Source organism: Pirellulales bacterium, assembly GCA_019694435.1.
In the GTDB taxonomy this organism is placed as follows: Bacteria; Planctomycetota; Planctomycetia; order Pirellulales; family JAEUIK01; genus JAIBBZ01.
Genome location: JAIBBZ010000014.1, coordinates 110,356 through 126,890 on the forward strand (window position 1 = coordinate 110,356; position 16,535 = coordinate 126,890).

Consider the following 16,535-nt stretch of genomic DNA (forward strand, 5'->3'; position numbering starts at 1 on the left):
TTAACAACTGCCGCCCATGCTTCAGTTGCGCGACGTGGTCAAGACGTTCCTGCTGCCCGACGGCTCGGCGCTGCGCATCTTGGAAGTGCGCAATTTCCAGGTCGCCGCGGGCGAGCAGCTCGCGCTGGTCGGGCGCAGCGGCAGCGGCAAGACCACGCTGCTGCACATCATCGCCGGCATCAGCCGCCCCGATAGTGGCGCGGTCGAAATCAACGGCACCGATATCACGCAGCTGCCGGAAGCGGCCCGCGACCGGTTTCGCGCACTGCGCATCGGCTACGTGTTTCAGACGTTCAACCTGCTGCCGGGCTTCTCGGCGTTGGAGAACGTGCTGTTGTCGATGGCCTTCACCGGCGAGCGCACCGACCCGGAACGGGCCCGATCGCTGCTCCAACGCGTGGGCCTGGGGCATCGGCTCGGCCATCGGCCGCCGATGATGTCGGTCGGCGAGCAGCAGCGCGTGGCCGTGGCCCGGGCCCTGGCGAACAAGCCGCGTCTGGTGCTGGCCGACGAGCCAACGGCCAACGTCGACTCAAAGCATCAACAACAGGTCGTCGACCTGTTGCGGCAGACCTGCCGTGACGAGGGCGCGGCCCTGATCGTAGTCACACACTCCGACGACGTTTCGACGCAGTTCGATCGCCTCGAGCGACTCGACGACATCAACCTGGTGGCACGCGAGTCATGAGCCTGTGGAAAATTGCCTGGCGTAGCCTGGCCCAGCGGCGGCTGGCCTCGATCCTGACGGCCTTTTCGATGGCCCTCGGCGTGGCCCTGGTCATCGCTGTGCTGGTCATCCATTCGGTGGTCGAACGCCAGTTCACCCAGACGGCCACGGGTTACGACCTGATCGTCGGGGCCAAGGGTGGCCGCCTGCAATTGGTGCTCAACACCGTTTATCACCTCAGCACGCCGATCGAAAACGTCCCTTGGAAGTATTACGAGGAATTCTTGCCCGGCGGAAAGTACGCCAGCCAGGTCTCCGTGGCGATCCCGTATTGCCTGGGCGACAACTACCAGGGTTACCGCGTCGTCGGCACCGTGCCGGCCATGTTCGAGCAGCTCGAGTATGCGCCGGGGGATCGTTACCAATTTCGCGAAGGCAAGAATTTTCACCAGGATGATTTCTTCGCGGCGGTGGTCGGCGACCAGGTGGCGCGGCGTACCGGTCTCAAGGTGGGCGATGAGTTCCAGCCCACCCACGGCGTGACCTCGGACGATGGCCATAAGCACGACGCCTTCCATGTCGTGGGCATCCTGGCCCCCACTGGTACGCCGAACGATCGGGCCCTGTTCGTGAACATGGAAGGCTTCTACCTGCTCGATGGCCACGCCAAGGAAGCCCCCAAGAAGCCGAAGCCGGCCGAGGCGCCGAAGGACGAGCATGTCGAGGGCGAACACTCCGACGCCGAGCACGGCGACCACGAACATGGTGACCACGAGCAGGGCGAGCATGCGGAGCACGAGCACGGCGAAGAACATCCTGCCGAAGGACACGAACACGAAGGCGAGCACGACCATGCACACGAGGGCGAACACGCCGAGCATGATCATGACCACGATCATGAACATGACCACGCCCACGACGAGCACGGCCATCACCACGAGCCGCTACCGGTCGATCAACGCGAAGTAACGGCCATCCTGCTGCGGACGAGCACCCCGTTGGCCGCCCTGTCGTTGCCGCGGGCCGTGAACAAGGAACCCTTCGCCCAGGCGGTGCTGCCGGCCCGGGAGATCTTCAGCCTGTTCGAAGGCATCGTCGCCAACCTGGAGCGGATCCTGTTGCTGCTGGCCTGGCTGATCGTGGTCGTGGCCAGCATCGGCGTGATGGTGTCGATCTACAACTCGATGGCCGAGCGGCAGCGAGAAATCGCCGTGATGCGGGCCCTGGGTGCCCGGCGCGGAACCGTGCTAACCATTGTGCTGTTCGAATCCATCCTCCTGTCTCTATTGGGGGGGCTCTTGGGGGTCGTGCTCGGTCACGGGTTGATCGCCCTGCTCAGCCCGATCATTACAGCCCAAACCGGGGTCTCGATCGGAGCGTTTCAGTTCGGATTGTCGAGCTATCAGCTTGGGAATTGGCAGATTGATATAATCTGGGAATTGGCCCTGGTGCCGATCCTGATTGTGCTGGCCGCGCTGGCCGGATTTTTGCCGGCGGTCGCCGCCTATCGGACCGATGTCGCCAAGGCCCTCACTGCAACCCCCTGAGTTTGCCCTGTGGCGCTCGGCGATGCCCGAACCGCTCGCCGTGCCTCGCCGTGTGGTGCGAACGCTTTTTTTGGAGTTGAGGCGATGAATCGTGTTTCGCGCCGCTGGCTGGCCTGCTTGTGTCTCGGATTGGCCGGGGCGGCGCTGGCCGTGCCCGCGATCGCTTGGGCGTGCCCCTTCTGCAGCGCCGTTTCGCTGACTTTCAGCGAGGAGATGGCGCAAAGCGACATCGTGGTGATCGCCAAGATCGTCGCCCGCGCGCCGGCTCCCGATCCGAATGCCCCGCTCGACACTCCGGCTCCAATGACCGGGTTCGAGATCCTGCAAGTACTCAAGGGCCAGGACTCGCTAGGCGACGTCAAGGAGATCAAGGCGGTTTACTTCGGCCAGGACCCCGACGATGCGCAGTTTCTGCTGATGGGCATTGGCAAGACCGACACGCAATGGTCTACACCCATCGCCTTGTCGCCGCGTGCCGTGGAGTATCTGGGCAAGCTGCCCGCCCTGCCCGCCAAGGGGCCGGAACGGCTGGTCTTCTTTGAACAGTACCTCGAAGACGCCGACGACCTGATGGCCCGCGACGCGTACGACGAGTTTGCCCGGGCCCCGTACGCCGAAGTGCTGGGCCTGAAGCCGCACATGCATCGCGACAAGCTGCTCGGCTGGATCGCCGATCCGAAGATCATGACCAGCCATCGGCGGCTGTACCTGACCATGCTGGGCGTGTGCGGCCAGCCGGAAGACATCGCGCTGCTGGAGCAAATGATCAAGTCCGAGGACCGCGAGGTAAAAACGGCACTCGATGCGCTGATCGCTTGCTACCTCACGCTTAAGGGGCCCGACGGATTGCCGCTTGTCGACGACCTGTTTCTTAAGAACACCCAGGCCGAATACACCGACACGTATTCGGCCATCATGGCGCTGCGGTTCCACGGGCAGGAAGAAAAGATCTTGCCCATGGACCGGCTGTTGGCCTCGTTGCGGCTGATGCTCGATCGACCCGACCTCGCCGACCTGGTCATTCCGGACCTGGCGCGGTGGGAAGATTGGTCGGTCGTCGATCGGCTGGTCGAGCTGTTCAAGTCGGCCGACGAGAAGTCGTCCTGGGTCCGTGTGCCGGTGATCAACTACCTGCGGGCCTGCCCACTGCCCGCGGCTAAGGACAAGATCGACGAACTGGCGAAGATCGATCCGGATGCCGTGCAACGTGCCAATAGCTTCTTCCCCTTGGCGCCCGCTGGCGCCGATCCCCAGGTAGCCACGGCGCCGGGATCAACCACCGGCAGCGCTACGGCCGACGCGGCCGAGCCGGGAGATGCCGCGCCGGCGACGACTGCTTCGACCACGGAGCCCGCGGGCACCACGGCCGAGTCGCCCGATTCAGCGAACGCGACCGGCTCGCCCGTCGCCGGAACGCCCTCCGACCTCCCCCCTGCCCCGGTCGCCGAGCCGGAGACGTCGAGCACGCCAACCGACTCGGCCTCGACTCCGCCCGTGGCCCCGGCCGCAGAGACGGCCGCGTCGAGCCAGCAGCCGGCTGCCGAAGCGCCGGAAGCCGCCGCGCCCGCGGCGACCACCGGGAAGCCCACCCCGAAGGCGGGCGAATCTCAGGGCGCAGGCACCAGCCCTGTGGTCTATATCGCGCCGTTGCTCGTGGCCGGCGCGTTGTTCATGGCTTTCCAGTTGCTGCTGCGGGCGAACCGGCCGTCATCGGCGGCGTAGAAACCTCACGGCGACTCGTTTCGGCTGGCCTTCGCATGAGTACCACGTTCGACTTCGCCCGCGGCTCCCGGGACGGCTTGCCTCCCGAGGACGAGGTGCTGCGCTATCGGAGCCTGAGCCCGCTGGCGGTGCTCAGCCTGATCCTCGGGGTGTTGTCGGTCGTGGCCTGGCTCGATCCGGCCTTGGGATTTGTGCCGATCCTGGGCGTCGTCACGGGCATCATCGCCTGGGTGCGGATCAAGCGGGCCCCCAACGACTTTGCGGGGCTGGGGTTTGCCCGCGCCGGCATCGTGATCTCGGTGTTGCTGGCAACCACCGGCTGGAGTTGGCTGGCTTACAGCTATGCCACCGAAGTGCCAGATGGGTACCAGCGAATCAGCTACGATCTGCTGCAGCCGCCGGCCGATTCTCCGCCCGACGACGTACCGCCCTCGGCCACGGCGCTCAACGGCAAGCAAGTGTTCGTCAAAGGCTACGTGTATCCCGGGGCATACGAATCGGACGCCGAGGGCATCACGAAATTCGTGCTCGTCCGCGACAACGGCCAATGCTGCTTCGGCGGCCAGCCGAAGATCACCGATATGATCCATGTGACCCTTACCGGTGGACTGCATTTGAAGTATTCGCCGCGCATGCACCACGTGGCCGGAACCTTTCAAGTCGCGCCTTCGAAGGCCGGCGAACTGGGCGGAGTGGTCTACCAGATGACGGCGGACTACTTGCGATGAGCGGCACCACTCGCGAGCGAACGCCGGAGGCTGGACGCGCGCTTGCCTGCGGCGTTGTTCTCGCACTGCTGGTAGCGAGCGGTTGCCAAGAGGCGCCGTCCCTCGAAGCCGCCGCCGAGACACCGGCAGTGGCTGCCGCGGCTGGGACCCCTGCGGCTGGGAGTTCTGAGGCTGCGAGCCCTGCGACGCCAGCAACAGAGGCACCCGCCGGGGATGGGGCTTCCGCGCCGCCCGCCGCGCAGGATGCAACCGCAGCAAGCGGCACGCCGCAGCCCAGCCCGCAATTGGCGGCCCGCGATCCGGGCCGTCGCTTCAATCGCCCGATTCCCACCGAGGCGCCACTCGCGCCCAAGGTGGTTCGGCCGACCCGCAAGGCCGTGAGCACGCCTGGCGGCTCCAGCGAAATCACCTTCGATGCGATCAAGTTCGACATCGACAAGGGCGAGGCGTTCGAGCGCTCCATGATCCCCGCGTCGATCGAAGCGCTGCTCGGCCAGCGGATCAAGATTCGCGGCTACATCCTGCCCAGTTTCCAACAGCGTGACATCAAGCAGTTCGTGTTGGTGCGCGACAACATGGAGTGCTGCTTTGGCCCCGGCGCGGCGCTGTACGACTGTATCGTGGTCGACATGCTGCCCGGTCGGGCGACCAGCTATACCACGCGACCCATTGCCGTCGAGGGAAAGTTCACGATCAACGAGGTCCTCGGTGCCGATGGCGAACACCTGGCGATTTTTCATCTCGACGGCGAATCGACCGAATAGCCTTGGCGCGCGATTCGGCCGAGCCGTGGCCGTGCTGCTGGTGGCCGTCGCCTCGGCGGGGCCTGGGCAGGTCGCCGCGTGTCCCTTCTGCAATGCCGTGCAGCCGACGCTCGCGCAGCGCCGCGAGGCCGCAGTCGCCGTGGCGGTCGGCGAAGTGCTCACAGCGACCGGCGATCAACAGCGCTTTCGTTTGCATGCCTTGGTCAAAGGCCGCGAACGCTGGGAAACCCCGCCCGATGAGCTGACGTTGGCCGCCGACGTGCCGCGCAAGCCGGGCCAACTGGCAATCCTATTTGGAACCGCGGCCGGGGAGGAGATCGCCTGGAAGGCGGTCGACGCCGAGGAAACGCTGCTGAGCTATTTCTACCGTGCTCCGTCGCTGCGCGAGCCTGGCGCCCAGCGATTGCGCTACTTCGCCCGGTATCTCGAACACCCCCAGCCGGCCATTGCCGAGGACGCATACCTCGAATTCGGACATGCGCCCTACGACGTCGTGGCGCAAGCCAGCGATGGACTGGCAAGCGCTCGACTGCAAGCCTGGCTGCTCGACGAGCGCGTGCCGCAACACCGCAAGGGGTTTTACGGCGTAGCCCTTGGGCTGCCACGGCCCGAACGCGAGCGGCAAGCAAACCTCGAGTTCCTGAGGCGGCTGGTCAGCGAACCGAGCGACGATTTTCGTGCTGGCTTCGACGGTATCCTCGGCGGGTTCTTGCTGGCCGGCGGCGAAGGGGCCCTGGACACGTTGGATCAGCGACTGCTGGCCGTGCCCGATGCGCCCGAGGGCGACCTGCGCCATGCCGTCAAGACGTTGCGATTCGTCTACGAATTCGGCAAGGACATCCCGCCCGAGCGCGTGGCCAGGTCGATGCGGCAGTTCCTCAAACGTCCTGGCTTCGCGGCAGCGGCCATCGTCGATCTGGCGCGTTGGCAGGACTGGGACTGCCTGGAACAGGTCGCCGCGCTCTACGACCGGGCGCCGAGCACGCCGGCCGGCACGCGCCGGGCCGTGATTGGATACCTGGCGAATTGTCCACGCGCCGAGGCGGCCGTGGAACTGGCCGCGCTCAAGCAGCGCGACCCTCAAGGCGTTGCCGCAGTGCTCGACGAACTCGATCGCTTGGGCGGGTTCGAAGGATCGGCCGCGCCGTAAGCATTGCGCTGGCCGGCACTTTGCGCCGGCGATATACTACCCCGCTTTGCCTTTGCGATTTCCCGGTCGCCGACTGTCGATATGCCCCGCTACATCGTCCGTCACGGAGCAACGCGGACGCTCGGCGTGTTCACTACGTCGCGCGGCGATTCGTTTGCGCGCTCGACCCGAGTGATCACGCGCACCGACCGCGGCCAGGAAGTCGGCGAGGTGCTGTGCGAGGCCACCGATGCGGCCCTGACCCATCTGCCCGAGTCGCCCCCGCGGGGCCAGATCCTCCGGTCCATGTCGCCCGACGACGAGCACGATGCGGCGCGTCTGCACGGCGAGGAGCTGCGCGAATTCGAATTGGCCGAGCGACACATCCGCGAGCTAGGCCTGGAGATGAAGCTCGTCGACGTCGAGCACATCTTCGGGGGTGAGCGGATCGTGTTCTACTTTCTCGCCGAGAACCGCGTCGATTTTCGCGAGTTGGTCAAACATCTGGCCCAAGAATGCCAGACCCGTATCGAGATGCGACAAATTGGCGTCCGCGACGAGGCGAAGCTGCTGGCCGATTTTGGCGACTGCGGCAAGCCGGTCTGCTGCAATACGCACCTGAGCGAGATGCCGCCCGTGTCGATGAAAATGGCCAAGCTGCAAAAAGCCACGCTCGACCCGACGAAAATCTCGGGCCGGTGCGGGCGTTTGAAGTGCTGCCTGCGTTACGAGTACGACACGTACGAGGCCTTGCAAAAGGAGCTACCGTCCGTCGGCAGCAGCGTGGTGACCAAGCAAGGCAAAGCCCGTGTTCTGGCCCAGGAGATCCTCGCCGCCCAGTTGCTCGTCGAAACCGAAGATCACCGCCGGGTGTTGATTCCCGCGAGCGATGTGCTCACTGTATTAGGCAAGCCGGGCGGCGGCCGCAAAACGGCCGAGCCCGAGCCCGAGTAAGACAGCCCGCCGCGCGGTCCGCGACTCGCCGAGACGGTCCCCGCCTGCCACAATGCAACACTAACGGCCGCGCGGTGCGGAGTTTGCCCAGCCGGACCGCACCCGCTCACCGCCAGCCTGCCGAAACGACTTTTTGCCCACCATGCTCGAAGCCACGGGACCGCTCGCCAACCTGCTTAAGCGCGACAAGCGCTACAAGGTCGATGCGTATGTATTCGTATTCGAGGCCCTGAGCTTCGCGCAGCAGGTGCTCGGGATGGGCACTGAGAAAGCCAGCGAACCGCTCGACCCCGAAGAACCGGAAGAGGAATCGAGCGGCGGCGAGCGCCACCTGACGGGCCAGCAGCTCTGCGAGGCCATCCGCATGTACGCCCTGCAGCAGTACGGCTATCTGGCCAAGTGCGTGCTGGAGAGTTGGGGCGTGAGCAACACGGGCGATTTCGGCGAGATCGTGTTCAATCTGATTCGCATCAAGCAAATGCGCAAGACGCCCGAAGACCGCCGCGAAGACTTCGACAACGTCTACGATTTCGAAACGGCGTTTAAGCAGAGCTACGAAATCGAAATCCCGCCCGTGAGCAAATGACCCGCGCCACGCGAGGCAAGCACGAGTCGCGCCCAGCAAGCCCGTCCGACTCTGGGCGATCGGCGTTCGCCTCGATCCCCCGTCGCTTGCGCGAGGTGCCGCGTCCGACGTCGCGGCAGCGCTGGAGGGCGGCAATCGCCGCGGCGATCCTGGCGACCTGGCTCCTGTTGCTGGCCTCCTGGGCCTGGAACGCGGGCTGAATCGGTCGGCCTTCAGCGGACCGGCCGATTGATTGTCTCTCCCGCTCGTGCGAGAATCTGTCCCGGAGCAGGGGAATTCCAGGCAACCTGACTGCGGCGCACATGCCGCATGCTCGATCGATTTCTCAGGTGCGCTACTTGTCATGAAATTGGTTCCGCTCGGCGACAATGTCGTCGTCAAGCCGCTGGAGGCCGAAACCCGAACGGCCGCCGGGATCGTCCTCCCCGAGGCGGCGCGCGAAAAATCGCAACAAGGCCGGGTGTTGTCCGTCGGTGATGGGCGCCTGCTGCTCGGTAAGCGCCGCGTGCCGCTCCAGGTCAACGAAGGCGACCGGGTGTTGTTCTCCGCCTACGCCGGCAACGAGGTGCAAGTCAACGGCGACACGCTGCTCGTCTTGCGCGAGGCCGACATCCTGGCCGTCCTCGACTAGGCCATCTCACGGTAACCGTCCTTGTCGGCAACGGCAGAAGTGCTTGCTGCCAGGCCGATCGATCAACGCCGCCCAAATTCCCCCGGCAGACGGCTTCCCGACCCGCGGCGACGCGGCAAGAATACGTTCGTAGGCACCCAACCGGCACCCGCGGGCCCGTGGCTTGGCCCGCCGTGATCTTCCAAGTTCGAACAGTAAGCGAGGCACTCCGATGTTGGCTCGATCGATCGTCGCGGTGGGTGGGATTGTCGTGGGGCTGGGCCTGCAATTCGGCCTGGGCGCAGCGCGGGCGTCAGATCCTGCGCCTTCGCCGGCCAAGCTGATCGCCGATTGCACGGCGAAGGCCGTTTCGTACTTGAGCACCCAAGGCCAGGCCGCCGATGGGTCGTTTTCGTCCGCGGCGAGCCCCGCGGTGACCTCGCTGGTCGTGGCCGGGCTGCTGCGCAACGGCCGCTCGGTCGACGATCCGGTCGTGGCCAAGGGCCTGAAATACATCGAGGGCCTCATCCAACCGGACGGCGGCATCTACAACCCCGCCGGCACGAACAAGAACTATGAAACCTGTATCGCCATGGTCTGCCTGGCCGAGGCCAATCGCGACGGGCGCTATGCGAAGCAGCTCGCCGCGGCCGATGCGTTCATCAAGGGCCTGCAATGGGACGAAGGCGAAGGTAAACAATCGAGCGACATCAACTACGGCGGCGCCGGCTATGGGCGCAAGAATCGGCCCGACCTCTCGAACACCTCGTTTCTGCTCGACGCTTTGCGTGCGGCGGGCAACGGCCCCGAGGATCCGGCCGTCCAGAAGGCGCTGATCTTCGTCTCGCGCTGCCAGAACCTCGAATCGGAATTCAACACCAGTGAGTTCGCCGCCAAGAACCCCGACGGCGGCTTTTACTACACCGTGGCCGCGGGCGGCGAAAGCATGGCCGGCACGACCGACGAAGGCGGCCTGCGCAGCTACGGATCGATGACCTATGCCGGTCTGAAGAGCATGATCTTCGCGGGCGTCGGGCCCGATGATCCGCGTGTGAAGGCGGCGCTGACCTGGATCCAAAAGCACTATGGCCTCGATCAGAATCCTGGCATGGGCGACGCCGGGCTGTATTACTACTACCACACGTTTGCCAAGGCGCTGGCCGCGCTCGACGTGCCCGAGATTGCCGATGCCGACGGCACGAAGCACAACTGGCGTCACGATCTGGCGACGGCGCTGGCCGAGCGGCAGCGTGCCGACGGCGCATGGGTCAACACGAACAGCCGCTGGCTCGAAGGCGACGCCAACCTGGTCACCGCCTACGCGCTGCTGGCCTTGAGCTATTGCCGCGAAGCCAAGCCGTAGCCCTTCGCGGCGGCGTCAGTGCGAAATCCCCGTGTGGGCGCGCGGCTCGCGGTGTCCGTAATAGCTGTACAGCACCGGGACCAGGTTGATCATCGCCAGGCTGATCAACATGCCGCCAACGACGACGATCGCCAACGGACGCTGCGATTGCGAGCCGATCGCGGTCGAAAACGCCGCCGGCAACAAACCCAACGTCGCCGTCAGCGGAATCATCGTCAGCGGGCGCACGCGCACCTCGACGCAAGCCTCGATCGCCTCGCGAAGCGACATGCCCGCGAGGCGATTGCCGTTAAAGCCGGAGATCAAGAGCAGCCCGTTCATGATGCCGACGCCGAGGATCGAGATGAAACCGACGCCGGCCGAGATGTTGAAGTTTTCTCCCGAAAGGAACAGCGCGCCGACGCCGCCGATAAACATCACCACGACGCTGGACATGACGACCAGCGTGTCCATCAGCGACTGCAACGCCACGTACAGAATCACCATGATCAGCACCAGCGACAGCGCGCCGACGATGCGCAAGCGGCTGATCGCCGATTGCATTTGCTCGAATTCACCGCTCCAGTCGGTGCGGTAGGCGCCCGTCACCAACGGGTCGCAGGCGCGCTGCGCCTCGGCCACGGTGCTTGCCAGGTCGCGTCCGCGGACGCTGAATTTGATCGCCACCAGCCGTTCGCCCTGCTCCCGGGAGATCGTCGACGCCCCCTCGCGCAGGAACGGCGCATGCGGGTCGGGCTCGCCGGTCTCAGATTGCGGCGTCAGCAGGTCGCGCAAGCGGCGGCGCGGCAGTAGCGCCGTCGCCTCGCCCGCGATTGCCCCACGTACCGATCCCAAGTAACTCGGCTCGGGCAGCGCGGTGCCCGTCGGCGAGACGGCGTTGTTCTGCGGGCCGCCGTTGGGAGTGACCACGCGGTTGGCGGTGACTTCCACCGGCAAATCGAGGATCGATTCGACGTTGTTGCGCTGCGACTCCGGAAAGCGGAGCGTGACGTCGAATTTCTTCTCGCCTTGAATCATCTCGGTGAACGCTTTTCCGCCGACGGCCGTCTCGATCAGGTCTTGCACGTTCTGCACGTCGACGCCCCATTGCGCGCATTTTTCGCGATCGATGCAGAACTCCAGGTTCGACTGCCCCTTGATGCTGAAAATGCCGGCCTCGGCGACACCCGGCACGCGCACCAGGCGGGCTTTGACCTGTTCGGCCAGATCCTCGAGGCGGTCCAGATCGGGCCCGAAGATCTTGATCGAGTTCTCCCCTTTGACGCCCGACAGCGTCTCCATGACGTTGTCGCGGATCATCTGCGAAAAGTTCCAGTCGACGCCCGGCACGCTGCGCTGCAGGGCATCGCTCATGGCCGCAACCAGTTCTTCCTTAGTGCGCGGACGTTTGGCGCCGAACAGCCAGCGGCGCAAGAACCCCTCGTTTTCGGCCAGCAGCGGCCAGTCGTCGCTCAACTTGAGCGGCACGAAGAACTCGGAATTGAAGAAACCGGTGGGATCAGTGCCGTCGTCCGGGCGTCCGACCTGGCAAAGCACGGCCCGGGCTTCGTCGAACGTCTTCATGACCTGCATGGCCCGCTCCGATTTGTCGGTCGACTCCTGCAGCGAGATGTTCACGGGAAAAGTCCCGCGCACGTAGACGTTGCCTTCCTCGAGCACGGGCATGAACTCCATGCCCATGAACGGTAAGATCACGGCCGTCGCGGCGACGAGCAGGCCGAAGAACCCCAACGCGATCCAGCGGTGATCGAGCACGAGGCGCAGCTGCCACATGTAGAAGTTCTGGATGCTACGCACGAGCCAGTTGTCGCGCTCGCGTCCCAACCGGACAAAAAAGACCCGGCACAACATCGGCGACAGGGTCAGCGAAAGCAGCAAGGCGCCTCCCAAGGCGAACGCATAGGTATCGGCCATGGGCCCGAAGATCTGCCCCTCGGGACCTTGCATGGTGAACAGCGGCAGCAAGGCCACGACCATGATCACGGTGGAAAAGAACAAGCTCGATTCGACCTTGCTGCAAGCCTTGACGATGCGGTCGTTCAGGGGCAGGTCGGCGTTTTCGCCGGCGGCCAGCGAGCGATAGATCGCCTCCACCATGATTACCGAGGAGTCGACGATAATGCCGAAGTCGACGGCCCCCAACGACAACAGGTTCGCCGATTTACCGCGCAGATAAAGCATCGCGAACGAGAACATCAGGGCCAGCGGAATGTTGATCGCGACGATCAGGGCGCTCGAGATGTGATTGAGAAACACCAGCAGCACGGCCGTGACCAGGAACAGCCCGACGACCAGGTTCTCCTGCACCGTGTGGGTGGTCAGCCGGACCAGGTTGGTACGGTCGTCGAAGCGCTCGATGCTCACCCCCGGGGGCAATTTGCCCGGGCGTTTCAGTTCGTCGACCTTGTCGTGCACGGCGGCCAATGCCGGCAACGACTGCTCGCCCTTTCGCAGCAAGACGACTCCCTGCACGACGTCGTCGTGGTCGATCCAGCGCCGCGGCGCCGCGGGGTCTTGCTCGTCCTTGCGGAGACTGACCATCACGTGGCCCATCGGCGTGTGCTGGCCGACGATCACGCCGTGGGGCGATTCTTCATCCGTGCTGGGCGAGGCAGCAACCACGTCGGCCACTCGGATCGGCACGTTGTTCGTAGTCGCCAGCACGATGCGACGGATCTCTTCGATGCGGCGCTGATCCTCGATCGCCAATTGCCGGCTGGCGGCCAAAGGGTCTTGCCAGCTCAGCAGCGGAGTGAAGGGGTCCTTGCCGCCGCCGAGCAAACCCAGCCCGCGAACGGCCAACACCTCGTGCGGCTGAACCAGGTAGTCCGCGCCGGCATTCTGGTTGTTGGCCGCAATCGCCGCTTCCAAACGCGCGAGCGTGATCCCGTATTGCTTCAGGCGATCCGGATCGGGCTGGATCTCGTAGCGCTTGACCGCGCCGCCGAAGCTGACGACGTCGGCAATTCCCGGCACGCGCCGGAACTCGCGTTCGAGCACGTAGTCCTGAATCGTTTTCAGGTCGCGAATCGAATAGACGGGCTCCCCGTCATCGGTCGCGACGCTGCCGAGGAAATAGCGATAAATCTCGCCCGTGGGCGAGGTCGGCGCCAGCTCTGGAGTCACGCCATCGGGCAGATCCAAGGCGTGCAACCGGTTCAGCACTTCCAGCTTTGCCGTGTTGAAGTCGACGCCATACTTGAACTGGTTGCGCAGGTGCGACAGGCCGAATAGCGATTTCGACCGGGTGTATTGCAGGCCCGGCATGCCGGCCAGCGCCACTTCCAACGGCACGGTGACCTGCCGCTCGACCTCTTCGGCGGACGCCCCGGGGTACTGGCTGATCACCTCGACGATCGCCGGCGCGGGGTCGGGATAGGCCTCGACGTTGACGTGCACGAACGAATAGCCGCCCACCGCGGCCAAGGCGAGTCCCAACAGAAACACGACCAGCCGGTTGTGAATCGCCCAACGAATCAGTCGGAGAATCACGGGGGTGAAATCCCTGTCAAACGAGGCTCAGGCGTCGCCTCGGCATCGAGGTCGCTCAGCGTACCGGACAAAGCCAGCACGCCGGACGAAACTACCCAGGCGCCCGGTTCGAGCGGCTGAGCGCCCGCCTGACGTTGTTGTTCGGATGGATTGGCCTGAATCCAAATCGCATCCGCCGAACGGTGCACGATCACCACCTTGCGGCGTTCGAACACTGTCGCATCGCGGGCCGGCGACACGAAGATCAATCCCAACGTCCCCTGGTCGATGACCGCCGTGGTCGGCAGCACCACGACGTCCGACGGCGGCGGTAGATCAATGGTGGCGGTGAGGAACTGCCCCGACCGCAGGCGGCCCTCCGGATTGTCGATCCAGCCGATCACGGCGACGGTGTGCTGGTTGGGATCGATCACGTCGCCGATCCGTTCGATCGGCACGACGATTTCCGGACCGGTCGGATCATTCGCCACGCGGACTTTCAGCCGGCGCAGGGCCGCTTCCAATCGCAGCACTTGCGGGAGTTGATCCTCATACAGATTCACGACGACACCCAAGCGGTGCAGGTCGGCGATCTTGAACAGCACGTCGCCCGCGTCGACCACGTCGCCGACAGGTGCGTTGTGCTCGACGATTACGCCGGTCAAAGGAGCGCGGATCTCCACTTCGGCCCAGCGACGTTCAATTTCAGAATTCTGTTCTTGAGGTTGGGCATGCAGACGCTCGGCCTCGGCCTTGATCTCGCCGATTTCCTCTTCGGAGAAACGCCACGAGCGCAGCGTTCGCTCGGCGCGATTGGCCGCAATCAAGTCGGCCTCAAGATTGCGTTGAGCTTCGCGCACGACTCGTTCGGCGACCGCGCCGCTGGGCTCCAGCGACTTGAGACGAGCGAGTGTTTGCTCATCGAGCCGCATGCGCGAAGTCGCATCGACCAGGTCGCTCTTTTCGTCGCCGACCTCGCGGCTCCACAGAACCGCCAACAATTCGCCTTGGGTCACCGAATCGCCAAACCGCAGCCAGTCGTCGGCCGCGCGCGTGACCCGATCTTCGGTGTTCAATCCGTGCCGGCGCAAGGCGACAATTTCGCCGGAAAAGCGGGCATTGACGCTGACCAGGCGATTCGGATCGATAAACAACTTGCCCGATAGCGAAATCTGCTGGGGACGCTGCACCGGCTCGGCCTGGCGCCAGGTGATCCCCAGCGATGCCACGGTCGACTTCGCTAAACGGAAGCTGGACGTTTGGCCGGGCAGCAACTCGGCCACAGCCGACGCCGCAGGTCCCTTAGCGGGCGGCTGCTGCCGCAGATGTTGCACCACAACGGGCATGAACCAATAGCCCGCCACGGTCGCGACAGCAACCGCGAAGACGGGCAAGACCAGTCGGACCACCCACGTCGGTCGTGATCGGAGAGTGGACTGCATGCGTGGCCCTTCGTCGCTATACACGAGTTGGCCTTAGCATTCCGAAACGATGCCCTGGTGGGCCATCGCGATTCTGACAACTCTGCCTCGATTTTAGCGAGGCAGAGTCGATCATCGGGTTAAAATTCGCTAAGCCGGATGGTCAGGCCGCGAGCTGGGCGAGAACATAAGGCCCCTTGGGGATCACGGCGATGCGCGCCGTAGGTCCGTGCTGTGCAAGGGCCTCCGCCACGGCGGCCTCGACGCTCGCCGCACCTTCGACGAACAATCGATCGAGCGTAACTTTGGGCAAGCCGTCGCTGACAATCTTCACCGCGGCTTTACGCCGCACCTTGGCCAGCTCTTCGAGCTGCCACTGGTCCATCACGAAATAATCCTTGCCCAGGATGCGCTGGATGAACCCCTCGAGCGACGCGTGCTCGTCGAATAACTGCGTGAACTCGGGGCTGCCGATTCCTTCGCTCAGGCTCGCGGCCATGATGATCGTGCCGCCCTGCTTGACGATCGGCAGCGCCGCCGTGAGACCTTTGACCGACTGGTAGAACGTCGTGTCGAGCGGGTAGCCGGCCGAACTGGTGACGACGATATCGACCTGTTCGGTCACGGTATCGGTGACGATCCCGCGCACAATCTCGACGCCTTGCAGAAAGGCCTGCTCCATGTCGCCAGCCACGATCGCGAGGATCTGCCGTTTCGCGTCGATCACCGTGTTGACGATGAAATCGCACCCCGTGCGGCGGGCAATCCAGGTATTCTCTTCATGGACGGGATTCCCCGCGAGAATGCCGCAATCGGCGTTCGGGTGCTCGAGAAACTGCGGGCCATGCCAGATCTTGATCGTTTCGAGCGCCGCCAGACCGGGGCAAATCAGTTTCCGTCCGCCCGAGTAGCCGGCCATCAAGTGCGGCTCGATCAGGCCGGTGGTGATCTTCAAATCGGCCTGTACGTAGCGGCTGTCGATCCAGATCGGCACGCCGCGGGGGCTGTCGCCTAGATAGGTGTGCTCGGCGAGCTGCTTACCGTCGTGATTCTCGACGCGGTAGTCGCGCACGATGTCTTCGCCGAGCATCTCGACCAGCTCGGTCGGATTCGTCGCCCGATGCATGCCGGTCGCGACCAGGATCAGCACGCGTTCGCGCGGAATACCGGCGGCGTGCAGCGTCTCGAGAATCGGCGGCAAAATGACCCGGTTCGGCACGGGCCGCGTGATGTCGCTGACCACGACGCACGCATCGCGGCGCCCCGCGGCCAGTTGGGCCAGCGGCAATTGCCCGCGCGGCGCGGTCAGCAGCCTGCGGACCGTGGCGTCCGGATCGACGAGGGGTTCGGCCGCCTTATAGCCGAGCGTGCGCACGACGCGGTCGTCGGGCAACTCGACTTGCAGACCGGTGCGGCCGTATTCAAGCGTGACGCGCATGAATTGTTCGCCGCGCAGAAGGGGGATGCGTGCTGCTGCGGCTGACGAGCGTCAGCCGGATTACTTCTTGCCCGCGCCCTTGGCCCCGGCAGCGGCGGCCTTGCGGGCCGCGGCGTTGCCGGCATCGCCACCCGC

At 64.7% G+C, this 16,535-nt stretch carries 12 protein-coding genes and 1 pseudogene; 10 read left to right on the forward strand and 3 right to left on the reverse strand.

What is annotated here, in order from left to right; genetic code table 11:
• The first annotated feature begins 16 nt into the window (after positions 1-16).
• The 10 genes and pseudogenes from K1X74_12615 to K1X74_12660 all read left to right on the forward strand — a co-directional run bounded on the left by K1X74_12615 (position 17) and on the right by K1X74_12660 (position 10,070).
• Entirely contained in the window at positions 17-688 is a 672-nt protein-coding gene (locus tag K1X74_12615; protein MBX7167164.1) for an ABC transporter ATP-binding protein, read from the forward strand.
• Positions 685-2,214: an ABC transporter permease gene (locus K1X74_12620; GenBank protein MBX7167165.1), complete on the forward strand. Its 1,530-nt coding sequence runs from the start codon at positions 685-687 to the stop codon at positions 2,212-2,214. The genes K1X74_12615 and K1X74_12620 overlap by 4 nt, the downstream gene beginning before the upstream one ends.
• 84 nt (positions 2,215-2,298) lie before the next feature.
• Positions 2,299-3,444: pseudogene (locus K1X74_12625) on the forward strand (hypothetical protein).
• A gap of 527 nt (positions 3,445-3,971) precedes the next feature.
• Positions 3,972-4,664 (forward strand): DUF4190 domain-containing protein, encoded by a 693-nt coding sequence (locus K1X74_12630; protein ID MBX7167166.1) that lies wholly within the window; start codon positions 3,972-3,974, stop codon positions 4,662-4,664.
• A 284-nt stretch (positions 4,665-4,948) separates the two neighbouring features.
• Positions 4,949-5,428, forward strand: coding sequence for a DUF3299 domain-containing protein (locus K1X74_12635; GenBank protein ID MBX7167167.1), 480 nt, complete (start codon positions 4,949-4,951; stop codon positions 5,426-5,428).
• A gap of 25 nt (positions 5,429-5,453) precedes the next feature.
• Positions 5,454-6,578, forward strand: a complete 1,125-nt coding sequence (locus K1X74_12640) for a hypothetical protein (protein MBX7167168.1) — start codon at positions 5,454-5,456, stop codon at positions 6,576-6,578.
• 81 nt (positions 6,579-6,659) lie between these two features.
• Positions 6,660-7,511: a signal peptidase gene (locus tag K1X74_12645; protein ID MBX7167169.1), complete on the forward strand. Its 852-nt coding sequence runs from the start codon at positions 6,660-6,662 to the stop codon at positions 7,509-7,511.
• A 133-nt stretch (positions 7,512-7,644) separates the two neighbouring features.
• Positions 7,645-8,097, forward strand: a complete 453-nt coding sequence (locus K1X74_12650; protein MBX7167170.1) for a hypothetical protein — start codon at positions 7,645-7,647, stop codon at positions 8,095-8,097.
• Between the two features lie 343 nt (positions 8,098-8,440).
• Positions 8,441-8,728 carry a co-chaperone GroES gene (locus tag K1X74_12655; GenBank protein ID MBX7167171.1) on the forward strand — a complete coding sequence of 96 codons (288 nt, stop codon included), beginning with the start codon at positions 8,441-8,443 and terminating at the stop codon, positions 8,726-8,728.
• A gap of 211 nt (positions 8,729-8,939) precedes the next feature.
• Positions 8,940-10,070: a terpene cyclase/mutase family protein gene (locus tag K1X74_12660; protein ID MBX7167172.1), complete on the forward strand. Its 1,131-nt coding sequence runs from the start codon at positions 8,940-8,942 to the stop codon at positions 10,068-10,070.
• A gap of 15 nt (positions 10,071-10,085) precedes the next feature.
• On the opposite strand, the gene K1X74_12665 is transcribed toward K1X74_12660, so the two are convergent.
• The 3 genes from K1X74_12665 to larA all read right to left on the reverse strand — a co-directional run bounded on the left by K1X74_12665 (position 10,086) and on the right by larA (position 16,400).
• Positions 10,086-13,562 (reverse strand): efflux RND transporter permease subunit, encoded by a 3,477-nt coding sequence (locus tag K1X74_12665; protein ID MBX7167173.1) that lies wholly within the window; start codon positions 13,560-13,562, stop codon positions 10,086-10,088.
• Positions 13,559-14,983 (reverse strand): efflux RND transporter periplasmic adaptor subunit, encoded by a 1,425-nt coding sequence (locus tag K1X74_12670; GenBank protein ID MBX7167174.1) that lies wholly within the window; start codon positions 14,981-14,983, stop codon positions 13,559-13,561. Before K1X74_12670 ends, K1X74_12665 begins: the two co-directional genes overlap by 4 nt.
• A gap of 142 nt (positions 14,984-15,125) precedes the next feature.
• The gene (gene larA / locus K1X74_12675; GenBank protein ID MBX7167175.1) at positions 15,126-16,400 is read right to left on the reverse strand and encodes a nickel-dependent lactate racemase; all 1,275 of its coding nucleotides are present in this window, start codon (positions 16,398-16,400) and stop codon (positions 15,126-15,128) included.
• Between the last annotated feature and the right edge of the window lie 135 nt (positions 16,401-16,535).